Below are 15,502 nucleotides of genomic sequence, written 5' to 3' on the forward strand. Positions count from 1 at the left end.
CACCTGACGGTGCGCGTCGTCGTCCGTGGGCCCCTCCTATCGACTACCGGGATAACCGCCGCGCTGCCGAAAGGTGGGGTCAATATTGGGCGCCGATAGGGGGTCAGTTTTGCGCGCCGGTTGACAGAGCAGTTCGTCATAGATCGCGGCGTGGGCGAATATACGTGTTCCCGCCATGCAGTTCTGGCCCTGCAGGAAGAAGGTGGCCATCGCCACACCGGGCACCGTCTTTTCCATGTTCGCATCGGGAAAGACGATGACGGGGGACTTCCCTCCCAGTTCAAGGCTGACTTTCTTGAGATCGTCCGCGCATTCGCGAACGATCAGCTTGCCCACTTCGGTTGACCCTGTGAAGGAGATCTTCGAGACCATCGGATGGCGGACCAGCGCGGCACCGGCGGCCGCCCCGTCCCCGTTGACGATGTTGACGACGCCCTCGGGGAACCCCGCTTCCATGATAAGCCGTCCGAGTACGACGGCGGTGAGCGGCGTTTCCTCGGCAGGCTTGAGTACGACGGTGCAGCCCGCCGCCAACGCCGGGGCCAGCTTCAGGCAAGCCATCGCCAGCGGTACGTTCCATGGTACGATCTGGCCGACTACGCCCACCGGTTCCCGCAAGGTGTAAGTCAGCGCCTCTCCCGCCGCCAGCACGTGCGCGGGCGGCGTGGTGGTGATGCCCTCGATCCGCTCGGCCCAACCCGCGTAGTAGTGGAAAAGCTCGGCGTTGTTGCGCGCGGTCATGCTGGCAAGCCAGATCGGCATGCCGTTGTCGAGCACCTCCAACTCGCCCAGTAGCTGTGCGTTGGCCTCCAGCAGGTCCGCCAGCTTGCGCAACAGGCGCGCGCGCTCGAAGTTCGACAGCCTGGACCACGGACCGCCAAACGCCCGGGCGGCCGCGCGCGCGGCGCGATCCACGTCCGTTGCATCGCCCATCGCGAAATCGGCAAGCGCCTTTCCGGTAGCCGGATCGTAAGCCGTTTCCGAAGCGCCGCTGGCAGCGGGCACGAAGCGCCCATCGATCAGAAGCGGGAAGTCTCCACGCAACACGTCCCATGTCGCAGGGGACAATTGGACCGGCAGGTCGGCAGCAGTCAGCATCATCTTACACTTCCACCTTGCCGGCGTCGTAGGCGAACAGGCCCAGCGTTTCCTCGTTGCGGATCTCCTTCTTGCCGAAGGCGTCCGCGTCCTTGCTCTGCAGGCGCTCGGCGTTGGCGTTCGATTCCGTCTGGACGAACGTCGCGTGCTCGATCCGCGCCTTCTCGTAGCGGGCGATGGCCTCGGCAACCGTGGCGCTGGCTTCCATCGCGCGCGACAGCACGACGGCATCCTCGATCGCGCAGGACGCGCCCTGCCCCAGGAACGGCGTCATCGCATGCGCCGCGTCTCCCAGCAGGGTCACACAGCCTCCCTGGTTCCAGGTTGACAGCGCCGAACGGGCGTTGATGGCCCACTTGAACAGGCGGCCTTCCTCCAGGTGATCGATCATGTAGCGCACCGGCCGGCACCATCCCTCAAAGACTCTGCGCAGTTCGTCGCGCGTCGCCGGGATCGTCCAGCCGTCGTCGGTCCAGCCTTCCTCGCGCGCGAAGAACACCAGATTGATTTGAGTGCCGCCGCGCAGCGGATACCATACCGCCATGCGTTCCGGTCCAATGAAGTTGCCGGGATTCTGCGCCAGTTCCCGCAATTCGTCGTCCACCGGTACGACGCCGCGCCACGCCACGTGCCCTGTGAAATGCGCTGAGATTTCCTCGAAGTTTCTGCGCACCACCGACTTCAGCCCATCGGCACCCACGACGAGATCGCCCCCACGTACCGTGCCGTCCTCCAGCCTGAGCCACGCGTGCGGTCCATCGTGCCCCGCCTCCACCACGCGCGAGGCGAGGTGCAGCCTGCCACCGAGGTTCTGCGCGGCCTCGACAAGGATCGCGTGGAGATCGGCACGGTGCATGTAGAGATAAGGCGCACCGTACCTGTCGCGCATCTCGGTGCCGCGTTCGAGGATCTTGAGGACGCGGCCGTCTTCCCAGTGCCGCACGACCTGCCGCACCGGCTCGGTGCCCGACGCCTCTATCGTTCCGCCAAGCCCCAGGTGCTGAAAGCCCGCCATGGCATTGGGAGCGAGCGTGACGCCCGCCCCCACTTCACCGAAGTTGCGTGCGCCCTCGAAGACGTCGACCTCAAAGCCCTTCCGGAGCAGCGCGATGGCAGCGGTGAGTCCGCCGATGCCACCGCCCGCAACAAGAACCCGCGCCCGGTCCATCAGCCCAGTTGCCCCGGAATGTGGCTCTCGTGGTTCTGGAGATACCAATCCGCGATCTCCTCACGCGTGGCCCACCATACGCCGTCCAGCGACTTGGCATGCTCGATGAACTCCCGCACGGCACGCACACGGTGCGCGCGGCCCGCGACATGCGGATGCAGGCCGATGTTCATGATGCGCCCGCTCTTCGCACCTTCCGCGTAGAGCACGTCAAGCTCCTCGATCAGCGCATCGCGGAACTGGTCGGTCGTGAAGTTCTTACGGGTGATGAACGTGAAGTCGTTGATCTCGTTTGAATAGGGCACGGAGACGATCGGCCCGTTCGGCGTACGCAGCAAATAGGGCTGGTCGTCGTTCATGATGTCACAGTAGAAAGTGCAGCCCTCCCCCGCGAGGATGTCGGCGGTCTGCATCGTGCCCCGGAGCGACGAGGAGAGCCAACCCTTCGACTTGCGCCCGGTGAACTTCTCGAACTGCTCGAGAGAGCGCATGATGATATCGCGCTCCTTTTCCGGTTCGTGAGCGAAAGTCGTGAGCAGCTCGCCCTGCTCCCAGTTGTGCGTCAGCAACTCCCAGCCACGCTCCAGCACCGCGTCAGTCATCGCCTTGCGCCGCTCGAACGTGACTGCATTGGTCGTGCAGCTTGCCTTGACGCCGAGTTCGTCGAAAAGGTCAAACAGGCGCCAGATGCCCACACGCTGCCCGTACTCGCGCCAGGTATAGTTCGGGAAGTCGGGTGTGTTGCCAGGCAGGATGTCGGGAAGGATTGCCGGGCCACCCGCATAATACGGTTTGTCGGTATCCTTGGTGAGGTCCCAGGTCTCGAGGTTGAACGTGATCAGCAGCGCCACACGCTTTCCGTCCGGCCACTTGAGGGGCTGGCGGTGCGGCATCGGGACGTAATCGTATTCCATCGCGTACTCCGTACTCTTCTCTCTCGACCCGGCGCCGGTGTAACCCGGCGCTGCCGCACCGTCAGCGCGGTACCTTCAGCTTACCCTCAGAATTCTGAGAGGAGACGGCCGAAACCTTCCTTCTGGTCCGCAAGACCCATGGAGCGCAGCGCATGCCAGTACGTCGCGGTGTTGATCGCGATCACCGGCTTCTCGAGCCAGAACTCGGCCATGGCCGCCACTTCCGCAAAGGCAAGGTTAGTGCCGGCCTGGATGATCGCGTCGACACCTTCGCTGACCTCGATCGCCGTACGCTTGAGCGTCTGCTTGCTTTCGTGCGCGATCAGCATGGGCGACTGGCATTTCAGGCCCTTGATGTGAACGACTTCGTAGCCCTGGTCCTCGAAGAATCGCTTGACGTTGGCGTCGCCCACCGGGGCATAAGGCGTAAGGATGCCGATCCTACGGATTTTCTTTCCATCGGCCTCTTCGTAGGCCCGGATCGCCGCATCGACGGCGGTGGAGCCCATGATGACCGGAACGCCCCCCGTCCGCTCAAGCATACGCTGGTGCAGGCGCTCGGCGCCTTCCGCTCCATCCCAGAACGTCTCCGCCGACATGCCCATGATGACGCAGCCCGGCTCCATCGACATGGAGACGTCCACTGCATCGAAAGTGGCACTGCGGATGTTTTCCAGCATCACCATGAAGCTGTCGTCGTCCGTGACCCTGGTGTCGGGAATGGAGATGCGCGAGAAGTGGTTGGTCACGCCGCGCGGGCGCATGTCGGCATATTCCGGCTCGACGCTCGTGTTCGTCGAGGGGGCGACCACCGCGAACTTCATGCGGTAACCGAGAGAATCCGTCATTTCCTGTGTCCCGATAGCCGCAGAAGATGCCCTGGCGGCGAAATTGCAGATCCGGGCCGGCGGTCCCGGTCGAAAGGTCGCTTTACGCTCTTCCGGCCGCGGGGCACCTGACGCCCTCGTTCGCCCCATTCATCGCGCCCTGAGACGACCTTCCGCAAGGCTGCATCCGGGGCAATCTCCACCTGACGACCAGTGCGCCAAGCCGATGTGCAGCACCGGACGCGCTTCCATTCATGAGGAGGCGAAGTACGGGCGCCACGAAGGATCAGACGTGCGGCACCGTCAGGAAAGCTTCCACCGCTCGCGCCACTCCTTCCGGGTCAGCGGTGGCCTGGAAGTTCCCGCCGGCGGTGACCGCCACGCGGGCATCCGGGAAAGCGGCACGGGCGCGATTCAGCTCGGCATGGAAATAGTCATCGGGCGACGTAAGCAGCAGCACTGGCGCCACGATCCTGGCGGCGAGAGCGGGCGTGTCCGATGCAGCTACCGCTCGATAAGCTTGGGGGCGGGCTTTCCACGCCCGCAGCATGGCGACGACCTCGTCATGGACGATTTCCACGCTAATGCCTTCGTTGAAGCCGGCAGCGTAGTCCCAGTAGGCCTGCAGGTGCGAACCGTCGCGCTGCAGTCTTATCGGGTCGCCGTGGCTCTCGCGGAAGTGACGGCGCTCTTCGGGCGTCATCAGTTCGGCGCCTGCCAGCATGATCGACAGCACGCGCCCGGGATGATGGGCGGCGAGATGTAACGCGAGGCTTGACCCGGTATGATGGCCAAACAGGTGAAACCGCCCGATCCCGAGCGCATTGATGCCCGCAAGTATCCAGCCCGCGTAATCGGACAGGGACGGCCAGCCCGCGGGATCGAAGCTTCCTCCGAAACCGGGCGTATCAATCGCCACCAACCGGTTCGGCAGATCGAGCTCGACCAGCAGCGGATCATAGCTTCGTGCCGAGCATGCGGTCTGGTGCAGGAAAACGATGGCAGGTCCGCTGCCCGCGACTTCGCGCACATGCAGTTGGCCGTCCGGCAGGTCCAGATAGGCCTTGCGGATCGTGTTGCGCGTCACAGTGCCACCTCGCGAGACCGATCGGACAACGCCGGCGCCATGCCGCTGCCATAACCGGCGGCGTGCTGTTCAGGCATTCTCATCGTGTTCGTTCTCCCCTTACCGGCGACCAACGATAAGTGCGGCCTCGGTGGGCACGCATTTGTGAGAAGGGAATCTCCACCACTTGGACAAAGTCGCCGCTCAACCGCCGGTCCGCAGCTTCGCTGCCACCGCCTCCAAGAGCCTCACGCTCGCAGCAGAAGTCGCGGCAAGCCGCAGAAAACAGCTGTTTTCGACGGCCACGAGGATGGTGGCGGGCAGTCGCCGGCGGCGCATGGGGCGATGCAGGCGAGTTATCATTCTGCGGACAGTTTGCGGCGCAGCATTGCGAGAAAACCTTATCACCGACAGCTTCTGCTAGTCCGACGAACGCCGAAGCGCCGCTACCTGTGCATGATCGGACCAGGGTTTACAGCACAACACGCACGAGGGTCTTTCGACACCATGATTAAGGCATTTTCCAAGGGTCTGCTGCTGGCCACCACGATGGCCTGCATCCCTGCCGCCGCTTTCGCGCAAGAGGCACAAGTGGCCGGGTCCGACAGCGATGCGAACGGTTTCGGCGACATCATCGTCTCTGCCCAGCGCACCGACCAGCGCCTGCAGGACGTGCCGATCAGCGTCACCGCCATCACCGCCGACGAAATACAGACCCGGCAGGTGCTGGCGCCCACCGACGTCGCACGCCTTGTCCCCAACCTCAAGCTCGACGGCGTGACGGGCGGATCGGCAGGTCTGAAAGCCTATATCCGCGGCGGCGGCGGCACGGACGGTGGCTACGTCATGTCGGAAGCCGAAGTCGCGCTCTATGTGAACAACGTCTACAACGCCCGCATGCAGGGCGCGCTGATGGATTTCGCCGAGATCGAGCGGATCGAAGTCCTTCGCGGTCCCCAAGGCGTGCTCTATGGCCGCAATGCCTCGGCCGGTGCCATCAACATTATCACCAAGCAGCCTTCCGATCACTTCACCGGTAACGTGCAAGCCGGATACGGCACCTGGAACGAGCGCCGCCTGAAGGGCTACATTTCTGTCCCGCTGAGCGAGGACGGCAAGTGGGCCGCATCCTTCAACGGCATCATCCGGGCGCGCGACGGCGGGCGGCAGTACAACGCCACGCTTGATCGCAAGGTCGGCAAGGAACGCTTCGGCGGCGGGCAGTTCGACCTTGCCTACAAGGGTGATGCCGTTACCGCACGACTGAACCTCTATTATCTGGATCTCAATTCGGACGGCCAGTGGTCCGTCAACACCGTGACTAACGATCAGGGCGAGATCGTGCCGCTTTCGGGATCGTATCGCACCGTACTCTCGCCAGTCGCCTCGGACACACGGGTGAAGCAGAAGGGCGGCTCGCTTCAGCTGACGGCCGACTACCCGGGTGGCACGTTGACGTCGATCACCGGCTATTCGGAGCTGGACGACTTCTGGATCCAGGACTTCTCGGGCGGCGTCTATCCCGAAATGATCGGCGCTACGGGCACCACGCCGCTGGCTCTCTTCGTGCGGGACAGCGATTCCAGCCAGTGGCAATTCAGCCAGGAGATCAACGCCGCAGGTTCGCTGGCAAGCGGCCTGATCAACTACGTCCTCGGCATGTACTACTTTCATGAAACCGGCCGGCAGGTCATGACCTCCACCGTGTTCTTCGCCCCGGCTACGACGAACTTTTATGCGAAGACCGATGCGTGGGCCGGCTACGGCCAGTTGACCTTCAACGTCACCGACCAGCTCGCGCTGATCGCAGGCGGGCGTTATACCCTTGAGGACAAGTCGCTCGACGCCGATATCGAAGGCGAACCCGCAGTCAGCCGCGATCACTACAAGAAGTTCACGCCCAAGCTGGGCATCAACTTCAAGCCCAGCGACGACGTGCTGCTGTACGGGTCGTACAGCGTGGGCTTCAAGTCGGGCGGTTACAATGGCCTTGCCTCCACGGCGGACCAGCTCGCGGCGGCGTTCCGACCGCAGACTACCGATGCTTTCGAAGTCGGCGTCAAGGCGGACATCGGCAGCACCCTGCGCGTGGCGCTGTCAGGCTTCATCAACAAGATCAAGGACCGTCAGGAATCCATCAGCCTTGGCGATGGCGGCTTCCTCATCGAAAACTACAACATGACCGTGAAGGGCCTGGAGGCTGAGATCGCGTGGAAGCCGGTCACTGGTCTGCAGATCTGGGGCAACGGCGCATTGAACGACGGCAAGTATCGCAACGTACCGGCCGATGCTTCGTTGGCAGGCAACACTCCGCCGTTCCTGCCCGATTACCAGGCCACGATCGGTTTCGATTATAACTTCGATCTGGGCTCTGGCCGGTTCAAGTTCGGTGCCGACGCTAACTTCCGGGACTCCTACTTCTCTACGGCAGACAACGCCCCGATCGGCGCTGTCACCTCGACTCAGCTCGTCAACGCCTACGTCGGGTACGATGTGGGGCCATGGCAGTTCCAGGTCGCGGGCAAGAACCTGTTCAACCAGATTTACTGGCAGACCGGTTTCGGCTTCTCCGTCATCAATCCGCGTTTCATGACTGATCCGCGCACCGTCCTGGCCACCGCACGCTACAATTTCTGATTTTCCTCGGCTCGGGCGCCAGCGAGGGCGTCCGGACCACCCTCAACTCCATGGCCCGGCAGGATAGATCCTGCCGGGCTTCTTTTCGTTTTCTGCCGGATGCGAGACACCCCTCAGGCAGGTCCGAGGAAGGAAGATGAATACGGCGTCGACGTCGCCCGCCCGCATCTCAGCGCCCAGCCAGGACAGGGCCCTCAATCGTGCCTCCGAGCGCCGTTGCATCGCACATGTCGCGGGCCAATTCCTGCTCCGCACCATGCGGGATCCTCATCCAGACCGGGGACGGGGCTGAGTGATCGCAGCGCGAACACAGGCGCGATCATCGGATCCCCCGCAGGCAAACTCGCCTATGCCGATCGAGGGCATCACGCTTCCCGGGACCGGCATTCGCAAGAGCCGAAGCTCGGTCCCGGAAGGCGATGCACGGCCCGAAATGTCGTTTTCAGTTCACTGAGGGACGGTCTTCCCGCAGTCGTGTACAGCACGGTTGCGTCAGACGGCCTTTCCTGACAAGTGATAATTCATCGGGGGGACGCCTTGCTGCTTCCACTAAACAATTCACGTTCGCAGGTACTTATCGCCGGTGGCGGCCCTGTGGGCATGGTGGCCGCTTATGCTTTGGCGCTGCAGGGAATTTCAGTACGCGTACTTGAAAGCACACCGACCTGCCTTGAAGACATGCGGGCCTCCACGTTCCATCCGCCGACATTGGAGATGATGGAGGCCCTCGGCCTGCGCGAGACGTTGGAGGAACAAGGTCTTCGCGCTCCGCTCTACCAGTACAGCAACCGTGACACGGGGCGTTCCTACTCGCTCGACATGAGCGAAATCGCGGACATGACGCCGTTCCCTTACCGCCTCCAGTGCGAGCAGTGGAAGCTGACCCGGCTGGTCGCGGCCAGGCTGGCGAGCATGCCGAATGCGGAAGTGCTGTTCTCCCATCGGGTGGCGAACTGCGTGCAGGGGGCGAACGGCGTTCAGGTTTCCGTCGAGACGCCGTTCGACATCAAGCTGTTCCACGCCGATTACCTGATTGGCGCGGACGGTGGCAATTCGACGGTGCGCAAGTGGCTGGGCATCGGTTTCGACGGCTTCACCTACGACGAGACGTTCCTGACCCTCTCGACCGCCTACCCGATCGAAGAGCACCTGCCGTGGGTTAAGGAGGTCAACTACGTCAGCGGAAATCCGTTCTGGTGCGTCCTGCTGAAGGTGCCGGGTCTGTGGCGCGTCCTGGTGCCGCAGAAGTCAGGCGCCACGACGGCTGAAGTGACGAGCGACGCCGTGAAGGATGCCGTCTTCGCCGAACTTCTCGGCGTCAACGCCGCTGTGCAGACGGAGCACCGCACCTGCTACCGCGTGCATCAGCGCGTCGCCAACAGCTTCCGCCACGGACGCATCATGCTGGCCGGTGATGCCGCGCACCTCAACAACCCGCTTGGCGGGTTCGGCATGAACTCAGGCATTCACGACGCGATGAACCTTGTCGAGAAGCTGTGTCAGGTGATCTTGGAAGGCGCGGATGCGGAGGCACAGCTTTCGCTCTATGATCGGCAGCGTCGCACCGTGACGCGCGACTTCGTGCAGGCGCAGACAATCGCCAACAAGGCTGCGGTGGAAGACAAGGTGGAAGCCCGCGAAGCGCACCTCGCCCAGCTGGAGGCGAACGCCGACCTTCGGCACGAATACATCCTGCAGCAGGCCATGTTCCGCAGCCTTGAAAAGGCCGCTGCCATCGTCTGATCTCCGGATCGTTCCGGACGGCATCGAAGGCCCCGGCGGACGCATCCGCCGGGGTTTTTGCGTAGCATCGGTCGCCAGTCGGATAATGCCTGCGTTCAGCCGGACATGCCCACGCTGATGGATAGATTTGGCGACATCCTGATAAAGAAGGTGAGGACATGCCCCCCCGCCGCAGCGGACTGCTTACCGTCCCGCTCGCGGTCATCGGCGGGCTGAAGACCCACTACAAGGACGAAGGCCCCCGTGACGCGCCGGTGCTGTTCATGGTCACGGGTCCGAAAGCAGCCTGCGCACGTGGAACCGCATAGCCCTGTCGCTGAGCAAGCGGTACCGCATCGTCCGCTACGACATTCCGGGCTACGGCCTCTCCGACGGCACCACGGACGCGGCGGCAAGGACCATGCAGCCGACTGACATTCCCATCAAACTGCTCTCGCAGCTGGGCCTCCGTTCAACGACCTTCGTCGGCGTGTCGAGCGGCGGAACCCTGGGCATGCACCTTACCACAAGGCGTCCCGGCGCAAAGCGGCCAAGTCGGCGCCGCCCCCCGATCCGCCCACGATCAGAACCGGATAATCTGCCGGATGGCTTCGCCCTTATCCATGGCGTCGAGCATGTCGTTCAGTTCGTGGAGCCCGTGAATGGAACTGATCAGGCGGTCGACCGGCAGGCGGCCAGCCTTCCACATGGCAATGTAGCGCGGGATGTCCCGCGCAGGTATTGAGGAGCCCATGTAAGAGCCGATCAGGGTCTTGCCCTCCGCCACCAGGGAGACGGCTTGAAGATCGAGCCGCTGTTCGGGGGCCGGCAGCCCTACAGTGACCACGCGGCCACCCCGTCGAGCGGCGCTGTACGCGGTAGCCAACACCTTGGCATTGCCCACCGTCTCAATCACGACGTCCGCCTTGCCACCAAGGTGCTCGGCCATGACCGCATCAAGCTCGTTCGGCGTCGTGCCGATGGCGCCAAGCTCGCCCGCGAGCGCGATCTTGGCGGCAGCAAGGTCCACGCCGATGACGGTTGCGGCGCCGCTCGCCAACGCGCCCATCAACGCGGCCAGCCCGACGCCGCCGAGGCCGAACACAACGACCGTCTCGCCTGCGCGGATAGCGGCGCTGTTGATCGCGGCACCCACGCCGGTCAGCACCGCGCAGCCGAACACGGCAGCGACCTCGGCCGGGATGTCGCGGTCCACCTTAACTGCGGACCGCTGGTCAACGATCGCGTGCGTGGCAAAGCACGAGACGCCGAGATGGTGGTGCACGTCCACGCCGCGATCGTGCAGGCGAAAGCCGCCGCCGAGCAGTTCGCCGCGACCATTGGCGGCAGCGCCCGCTTCGCACAGGTACCCTTCGCCAGAGAGACACGGAACGCATCGCCCGCAGGACGGCAGGAACACCAACACGACGCGGTCGCCAACGGCAAGGCCGGTCACGCCGGGGCCGAGGGCCTCGACGATGCCGGTCCCTTCATGGCCGAGCGCCATCGGCATCGGCCGCACCCGGTCACCATTCACGACCGAGAGGTCGGAATGGCAAAGTCCCGCAGCATCGATCGCAACGCGGACTTCGCCCTGCCCCGGCTCATCGAGATCAAGTTCGGCTATGCGCAGGGGCATATTGGCGGCGTAGGGCTTCGCATGCCCGCCCGACTGGGAGAGCACGGCGGCACGCGTCCTGCCGTTCATCAGCGCGCCCACTTCTTGTCGAAGGCCCACACTTCCTCGAAGCCGATGAGCGAACAGAACTCCTTGAAGTCGAACAGGCCGGGCTCGGTCGGTTCCCCGATGCCGTGATCGCGCAACTGATTGAGGGCAAGCTCCATCGCGCGCGCCGAAACAAGGCTGGTCAGCGCCGGATAGATGGCGAACGCGAAGCCGAGTTCGGCAAGAACATCGGCCGGGTAAGGCGGGGTCACGCCGCCGTTGGCGATGTTGACCATGACCGGCTTGCCGAACGCCTCGCAGACCCTGCGCATTTCTTCCTCAGTGGTCACGGCCTCCGGGAAAAGGATGTCGGCACCAGCCTTGTCGTAGGCTTCCAGGCGACGCATCGTCTCGTCCAGGCCGTAGGTCTGGTAGGCGTCCGTACGGGCGATGATCAGCATCTCCTCACGCGCTTCGGCCGCCACCCTGATCTTGTCGACCATCTCCTCGGTCGCGACGACGCGTTTGCCGGGGGTGTGGCCGCACTTCTTCGGAAATTCCTGATCCTCGATCTGGATGGCGGCGATACCGGCCTGTTCGTAGCCCTTCACGGTGTGATGCACGTTGAGCAGGCCGCCAAAGCCGGTGTCGGCATCCGCGATCAGGGCCGAGGAGATAGTGCGCTTGATCGTCGCCATTCGGTCCAGCATCTGGGTGTAGCTGACGATGCCCACGTCCGGCAGCCCGTAGCCGGAAGCGGTCGTCCAGTAGCCGCTGCCGTAGACCACATCGAAGCCGGCTCTTTCAGCCATTACGGCCGCGATCATGTCGTGCACGCCCGGAACCGCGAAGAATTCACCCTCTGCGAGCTTGTCCTTTAGGATGTTGGCGGTCATGCGTCTGCTTCCTCTGTCCAGAGCCAGGGCGCCGTCGCGCGCTGGGACGTTTCGAATGCCGCGATGTCCTTGCCATGCAGGGCAAGAATCCGCGTCGTTGTGTTCCAGCCTGCGAGCAGCATCTCGCGGTCGCTATCGGGAACGGTGAAGGGGAAAGCCTGCGCCGCGCACGTCACCGTCTGCCCGGCCAGATCGATGGAGAGCGCGTGGCCCGCGTTGGCCATAGCCTGCAGCCTGGCCAGTGTGCCTGCCGCCATGCCGCCGGCGACGATGCCGTTGTTGGCGCAGTTGCCGCGGAATATCTCTCCGAACGAAGGTGCGAAGATCGCTGCTACGCCCATTCCATGCAGCGACCAGACCGCATGTTCGCGGCTCGATCCGCAGCCGAAGTTGGCGCCTGCCAGCAGGATTGGCGGCTTGCCGGCGCGCGCATAGGCGTCGAGCAGCGCGGGACGATCCCTGAAGGCGAAGCGGCCGAGGCCCTGGCGTTCCGTATGAAGCAGGAAGCGGGCGGGAAAGATGATGTCGGTGTCGACGTCGTCTTCCTCCAGTACGAAGGCGTTCGCGGTGAAGGGGATGAAACCCGGCATCAGAGGAACTCCTTCCTGACATCGACAATGTGCCCTGCGATCGCGGCAGCGGCGACCATCGCAGGGCTGGCAAGGTGTGTTCGCGCGCCTGCCCCCTGCCTCCCCTCGAAGTTGCGGTTGGAAGTGGAAATCGAGCGCTTTCCTTCGGGTACGACATCGCCGTTCATTGCCACGCACAAAGAACAGCCCGCGTGGTGCCAGGCGAATCCGGCCTGTTCGAACAGGCGGTCCAGCCCTTCGGCTTCCGCCTGCTGCTTGGTCGCGGTCGAGCCGGGCACGACCATGGCCGTGACGCCCTGGGCGATACGGCGTCCACGGATCACCTGCGCCGCCGCGCGCAGATCCTCGATACGGCTGTTCGTGCAGGAACCTATGAAGGCGTAATCCACACCCAGTCCGACAAGCGGCCTGCCGGCTTCGACACCCATGTACTCCAGCGCGCGGGCCGGACCAGCCGGCACTAGGCCGTCAACGGGCATGACTTGGTCCGGAGACGTGCCGAACGTCACCTGGGGAGCGATGGCACCTGCGTCCATCTCCACGATACGGTCGAATACGGCGTCGTCGTCGGACCGCAGAGTTCGCCAATACATCACGGCCTTTTCCCACATCGCCCCTTGAGGTGCACGCGGGCGACCTTCGAGCCAGGTGAAAGTGGTATCATCGGGCGCGACGAGAGCCACCCGAGATCCGGCCTCGATCCCCATGTTGCACAGGGTCATTCGCGCTTCCATCGAGGCGCTCGCCACGGCCTCGCCGCTGAATTCCATGGCGTGGCCGATCCCGCCGCCCGCGCCGATCTTTCCGATCAGGGCCAGGATCATGTCCTTGGTAGTGACGTGGGGCTGGAGCGTACCCGCATAATGCACTCGAAGGTTGCGGTTTCGCGCCTGCCATAGGGTCTGCGTCGCCATGACGGTGCCGCACTCGCTGGCGCCGATGCCGAACGCCAACGCGCCGAAGGCACCGTGCGTGGCGGTATGGCTGTCTCCGCAGACGAGCGAAATGCCCGGCATCGTGAAACCCTGTTCGGGCGAGATGACGTGCACGATACCCTGCTGTTGCCCCTCGAGCGCCAGATACTCTATCCCGAATTCCGCACAGTTTGCTTCAAGAAGCGCGACCTGCTTGCGGGCCAGCTCGCCCCTGATGGTTCCGCCTCGCTCGGCCGTAGGCACGGCATGATCGGGCACGGCCAGTTGCGTGGCAGGGCGCCGCACGACAAGGCCATTGTCGCGCAGCAGTTCGAACGACTGAGGCGTGCTCACTTCGTGCAGCAGGTGCCGATCGATGTAAATCAGGTCTTTGCCCGCATCCCCGCGCACGACAGTATGCGCGCCCCAGAGGCGGTCGTAGAGCGTTCGCGGTGAGGCATGGCTGGTCATCACGCCAGCCTTGCAACTCTGACAGGGCCAGCGTCGAGCAATCGCGGCGGCATGTCCATTCTACGGATACTGGTCGGCGGCCGGGAGGCGGCTTGACAGGCAAGCTACGGTTAGATCCTCCAACGGTTCATCGCGTTTGTATAGCATTTCTGTCGCCACTCAGTTGCGGCTAAGCACGCAACTCTGCCGCTTCCCGGCAGGTGTGCCAAACTGGTGCTCAGCCGGCGAGGAAAAAGTGGTCGCCACGCGGAAATCATCCTTGTAACCCTAGCTTCACAAACTTCGGAGGAGAGAACCGAGTTTGAGGGTAAAGCTATGGAACGAGGTGTACCGATCCGGGCGGTTTGCCGGGCTATTTCGATACTTCAGGAAATAAATCAGATGGGCTCGCTATCGATGATGCAGATCTCGAAGCGTGGTCGCATTCCCTATCCCACCGCCTGCCGGATCGTGCAGACTCTGATGTATGAAGGGCTTATCGAGCAGGAACCGGCGCGCAAGTTTTACCGGCCGACCGCGCTCGTCCAGTCCTTGTCGCAGGGCTTCCAGGCGGACAGCTTGCTTGTCGAACACAGCCGTCGGCACTTGCGCGCGCTGACCCAGAAGATCGGCTGGCCTGTTTCTCTGACCGTACGCGTGGGCACACACATGGTCGTACGGGATTCTACGCATGCCGAAACCTCCCTCACGTTCGAGAGGTACTATCCGGGCTTTCGGCTACCCTTGATGGACTGCGCGTCGGGCCGGGTCTGCCTGGCTCACATGACGCCCGAGGAACTTGACCGGATGATGGACTGGGTTTCGCTGGTCGGTTCGCCTGGCGAGCAGGAGCAGACCGCCTATGTCTCAGTCAACACGCTCAACAAGATTCGCGAGGAAGGGTACGCTGCGATCGGTTGGGGGCAGCACAACCTGACGCCGGGCAAGACGTCCTCGGTCGCCGTTCCGATCTTCCGGGACGGTCAGTTCGAAGCGGCGCTGACGATGATCTACTTCGCCGCCGCCATGAAGCAGGGAGAGGCGGTAGAACGCCACCTGCCCGACCTCAAGTCGACCGCCGCCGCGATCGCCGAGGAAATGAACCGCGGCGACTTGCACGAAACGGAAACAGAGATGGAGATGGCCGTCCTCAACTGAGGACAAGGGGCGATGGGAATGCCCGGGTGACCGACCGGGCATTTCTTGCGCAAAGGTTGTCCTCAGCTTTCACCCGCCAGAAGGCGTGCGCATTCGCTGTCGCCGCGGGCATGAGCCTTGCGGATCGCCCGCAGAGCCACGGCGTAAAGTGCGGTGCCAATAAGAAGGAACGGCACGCAGACCAGCGCGATGGACCAGCCTCGTGCATCCCTTCTCGCGTTTCCGCCTCGCTGAAGCCTCAGCCCATCAGTGCGATGGCCTGGTCTTTGGTGATTACTTCGGCGTATTTCTTGGAGAGGTCGAAGAGGTTTGCCTGGTGTGGGCGTTCGTCGCGCTCGCCGCAGGCGTCTGCGACCACGAGGGGGACGAAGCCGTTCTGCAGGGCGTCGAGGGCGG

General features: G+C 63.6%; 14 protein-coding genes and 1 pseudogene. 5 read left to right on the forward strand and 10 right to left on the reverse strand.

All coding sequences use genetic code 11. The features are described 5' to 3' along the window. Nucleotides 1-36: 36 nt before the first annotated feature. The 5 genes from C2R25_RS14925 to C2R25_RS14945 form a co-directional block, all read right to left on the reverse strand. On the reverse strand, nt 37-1,101 hold the full coding sequence (locus C2R25_RS14925) for an aldehyde dehydrogenase (RefSeq protein ID WP_233204030.1): 1,065 nt from the start codon (nt 1,099-1,101) through the stop codon (nt 37-39). Nucleotide 1,102: 1 nt separating this feature from the next. Further along, nucleotides 1,103-2,266, reverse strand: a complete 1,164-nt coding sequence (locus C2R25_RS14930) for an FAD-dependent monooxygenase (RefSeq protein ID WP_103729971.1) — start codon at nt 2,264-2,266, stop codon at nt 1,103-1,105. Further along, nucleotides 2,266-3,180, reverse strand: coding sequence for a polysaccharide deacetylase (locus tag C2R25_RS14935; protein WP_103729972.1), 915 nt, complete (start codon nt 3,178-3,180; stop codon nt 2,266-2,268). The genes C2R25_RS14930 and C2R25_RS14935 overlap by 1 nt, the downstream gene beginning before the upstream one ends. Before the next feature lie 86 nt (nt 3,181-3,266). Continuing rightward, a complete protein-coding gene (locus C2R25_RS14940; protein ID WP_103729973.1) occupies nt 3,267-4,028 on the reverse strand; it encodes an arylmalonate decarboxylase in 762 nt (253 codons plus the stop codon). A gap of 265 nt (nt 4,029-4,293) precedes the next feature. Further along, nucleotides 4,294-5,094, reverse strand: a complete 801-nt coding sequence (locus C2R25_RS14945) for an alpha/beta fold hydrolase (RefSeq protein WP_103729974.1) — start codon at nt 5,092-5,094, stop codon at nt 4,294-4,296. 486 nt (nt 5,095-5,580) lie between these two features. On the opposite strand from C2R25_RS14945, the gene C2R25_RS14950 reads away from it, so the two are divergent. From C2R25_RS14950 to C2R25_RS21050, 4 genes and pseudogenes are all read left to right on the forward strand, one after another. After that, nucleotides 5,581-7,710, forward strand: a complete 2,130-nt coding sequence (locus C2R25_RS14950) for a TonB-dependent receptor (protein WP_103729975.1) — start codon at nt 5,581-5,583, stop codon at nt 7,708-7,710. A 537-nt stretch (nt 7,711-8,247) separates the two neighbouring features. Next, nucleotides 8,248-9,453 (forward strand): NAD(P)/FAD-dependent oxidoreductase, encoded by a 1,206-nt coding sequence (locus tag C2R25_RS14955; protein ID WP_233204033.1) that lies wholly within the window; start codon nt 8,248-8,250, stop codon nt 9,451-9,453. A 158-nt stretch (nt 9,454-9,611) separates the two neighbouring features. Continuing rightward, nucleotides 9,612-9,761 carry a hypothetical protein gene (locus tag C2R25_RS21045; RefSeq protein WP_233204034.1) on the forward strand — a complete coding sequence of 50 codons (150 nt, stop codon included), beginning with the start codon at nt 9,612-9,614 and terminating at the stop codon, nt 9,759-9,761. An 8-nt stretch (nt 9,762-9,769) separates the two neighbouring features. Then, nucleotides 9,770-9,907 (forward strand): annotated as a pseudogene (locus tag C2R25_RS21050) (alpha/beta hydrolase); the annotation flags it as partial. 108 nt (nt 9,908-10,015) lie between these two features. On the opposite strand, the gene C2R25_RS14960 reads toward C2R25_RS21050, so the two are convergent. From C2R25_RS14960 to leuC, 4 genes are read right to left on the reverse strand one after another with little or no spacing between them, the layout of a single operon-like run. After that, nucleotides 10,016-11,140 (reverse strand): zinc-binding dehydrogenase, encoded by a 1,125-nt coding sequence (locus C2R25_RS14960; protein ID WP_103729982.1) that lies wholly within the window; start codon nt 11,138-11,140, stop codon nt 10,016-10,018. Beyond that, nucleotides 11,140-11,994: an oxaloacetate decarboxylase gene (locus C2R25_RS14965; protein ID WP_103729977.1), complete on the reverse strand. Its 855-nt coding sequence runs from the start codon at nt 11,992-11,994 to the stop codon at nt 11,140-11,142. Before C2R25_RS14965 ends, C2R25_RS14960 begins: the two co-directional genes overlap by 1 nt. Then, nucleotides 11,991-12,584 (reverse strand): 3-isopropylmalate dehydratase small subunit 2, encoded by a 594-nt coding sequence (locus tag C2R25_RS14970; RefSeq protein WP_103729978.1) that lies wholly within the window; start codon nt 12,582-12,584, stop codon nt 11,991-11,993. The genes C2R25_RS14965 and C2R25_RS14970 overlap by 4 nt, the downstream gene beginning before the upstream one ends. Further along, nucleotides 12,584-13,969, reverse strand: a complete 1,386-nt coding sequence (gene leuC / locus C2R25_RS14975; protein ID WP_103729979.1) for a 3-isopropylmalate dehydratase large subunit — start codon at nt 13,967-13,969, stop codon at nt 12,584-12,586. The genes C2R25_RS14970 and leuC overlap by 1 nt, the downstream gene beginning before the upstream one ends. A gap of 315 nt (nt 13,970-14,284) precedes the next feature. On the opposite strand from leuC, the gene C2R25_RS14980 reads away from it, so the two are divergent. Then, entirely contained in the window at nt 14,285-15,106 is an 822-nt protein-coding gene (locus C2R25_RS14980; RefSeq protein ID WP_103729980.1) for an IclR family transcriptional regulator C-terminal domain-containing protein, read from the forward strand. A gap of 238 nt (nt 15,107-15,344) precedes the next feature. On the opposite strand, the gene C2R25_RS14985 is transcribed toward C2R25_RS14980, so the two are convergent. After that, complete coding sequence (locus C2R25_RS14985) at nt 15,345-15,488, reverse strand: isochorismatase family protein (RefSeq protein WP_255400465.1); 144 nt, start codon at nt 15,486-15,488, stop codon at nt 15,345-15,347. Nucleotides 15,489-15,502: the final 14 nt, after the last annotated feature.

It is taken from the genome of Novosphingobium sp. HII-3, from assembly GCF_002916655.1.
Taxonomy (GTDB): Bacteria; Pseudomonadota; Alphaproteobacteria; order Sphingomonadales; family Sphingomonadaceae; genus Novosphingobium; species Novosphingobium panipatense.

Coding starts and splice junctions, on each gene's coding strand:
- C2R25_RS14970 (WP_103729978.1), bottom strand. CDS start 12,584: ATGCCGGGTTTCATCCCCTTCACCGCGAACGCCTTCGTACTGGAGGAA.
- C2R25_RS14980 (WP_103729980.1), top strand. CDS start 14,285: ATGGAACGAGGTGTACCGATCCGGGCGGTTTGCCGGGCTATTTCGATA.
- C2R25_RS14940 (WP_103729973.1), bottom strand. CDS start 4,028: ATGACGGATTCTCTCGGTTACCGCATGAAGTTCGCGGTGGTCGCCCCC.
- C2R25_RS14935 (WP_103729972.1), bottom strand. CDS start 3,180: ATGGAATACGATTACGTCCCGATGCCGCACCGCCAGCCCCTCAAGTGG.
- C2R25_RS14960 (WP_103729982.1), bottom strand. CDS start 11,140: ATGAACGGCAGGACGCGTGCCGCCGTGCTCTCCCAGTCGGGCGGGCAT.
- C2R25_RS14950 (WP_103729975.1), top strand. CDS start 5,581: ATGATTAAGGCATTTTCCAAGGGTCTGCTGCTGGCCACCACGATGGCC.
- C2R25_RS21045 (WP_233204034.1), top strand. CDS start 9,612: ATGCCCCCCCGCCGCAGCGGACTGCTTACCGTCCCGCTCGCGGTCATC.
- C2R25_RS14930 (WP_103729971.1), bottom strand. CDS start 2,266: ATGGACCGGGCGCGGGTTCTTGTTGCGGGCGGTGGCATCGGCGGACTC.
- C2R25_RS14925 (WP_233204030.1), bottom strand. CDS start 1,101: ATGATGCTGACTGCTGCCGACCTGCCGGTCCAATTGTCCCCTGCGACA.
- C2R25_RS14965 (WP_103729977.1), bottom strand. CDS start 11,994: ATGACCGCCAACATCCTAAAGGACAAGCTCGCAGAGGGTGAATTCTTC.
- leuC (WP_103729979.1), bottom strand. CDS start 13,969: ATGACCAGCCATGCCTCACCGCGAACGCTCTACGACCGCCTCTGGGGC.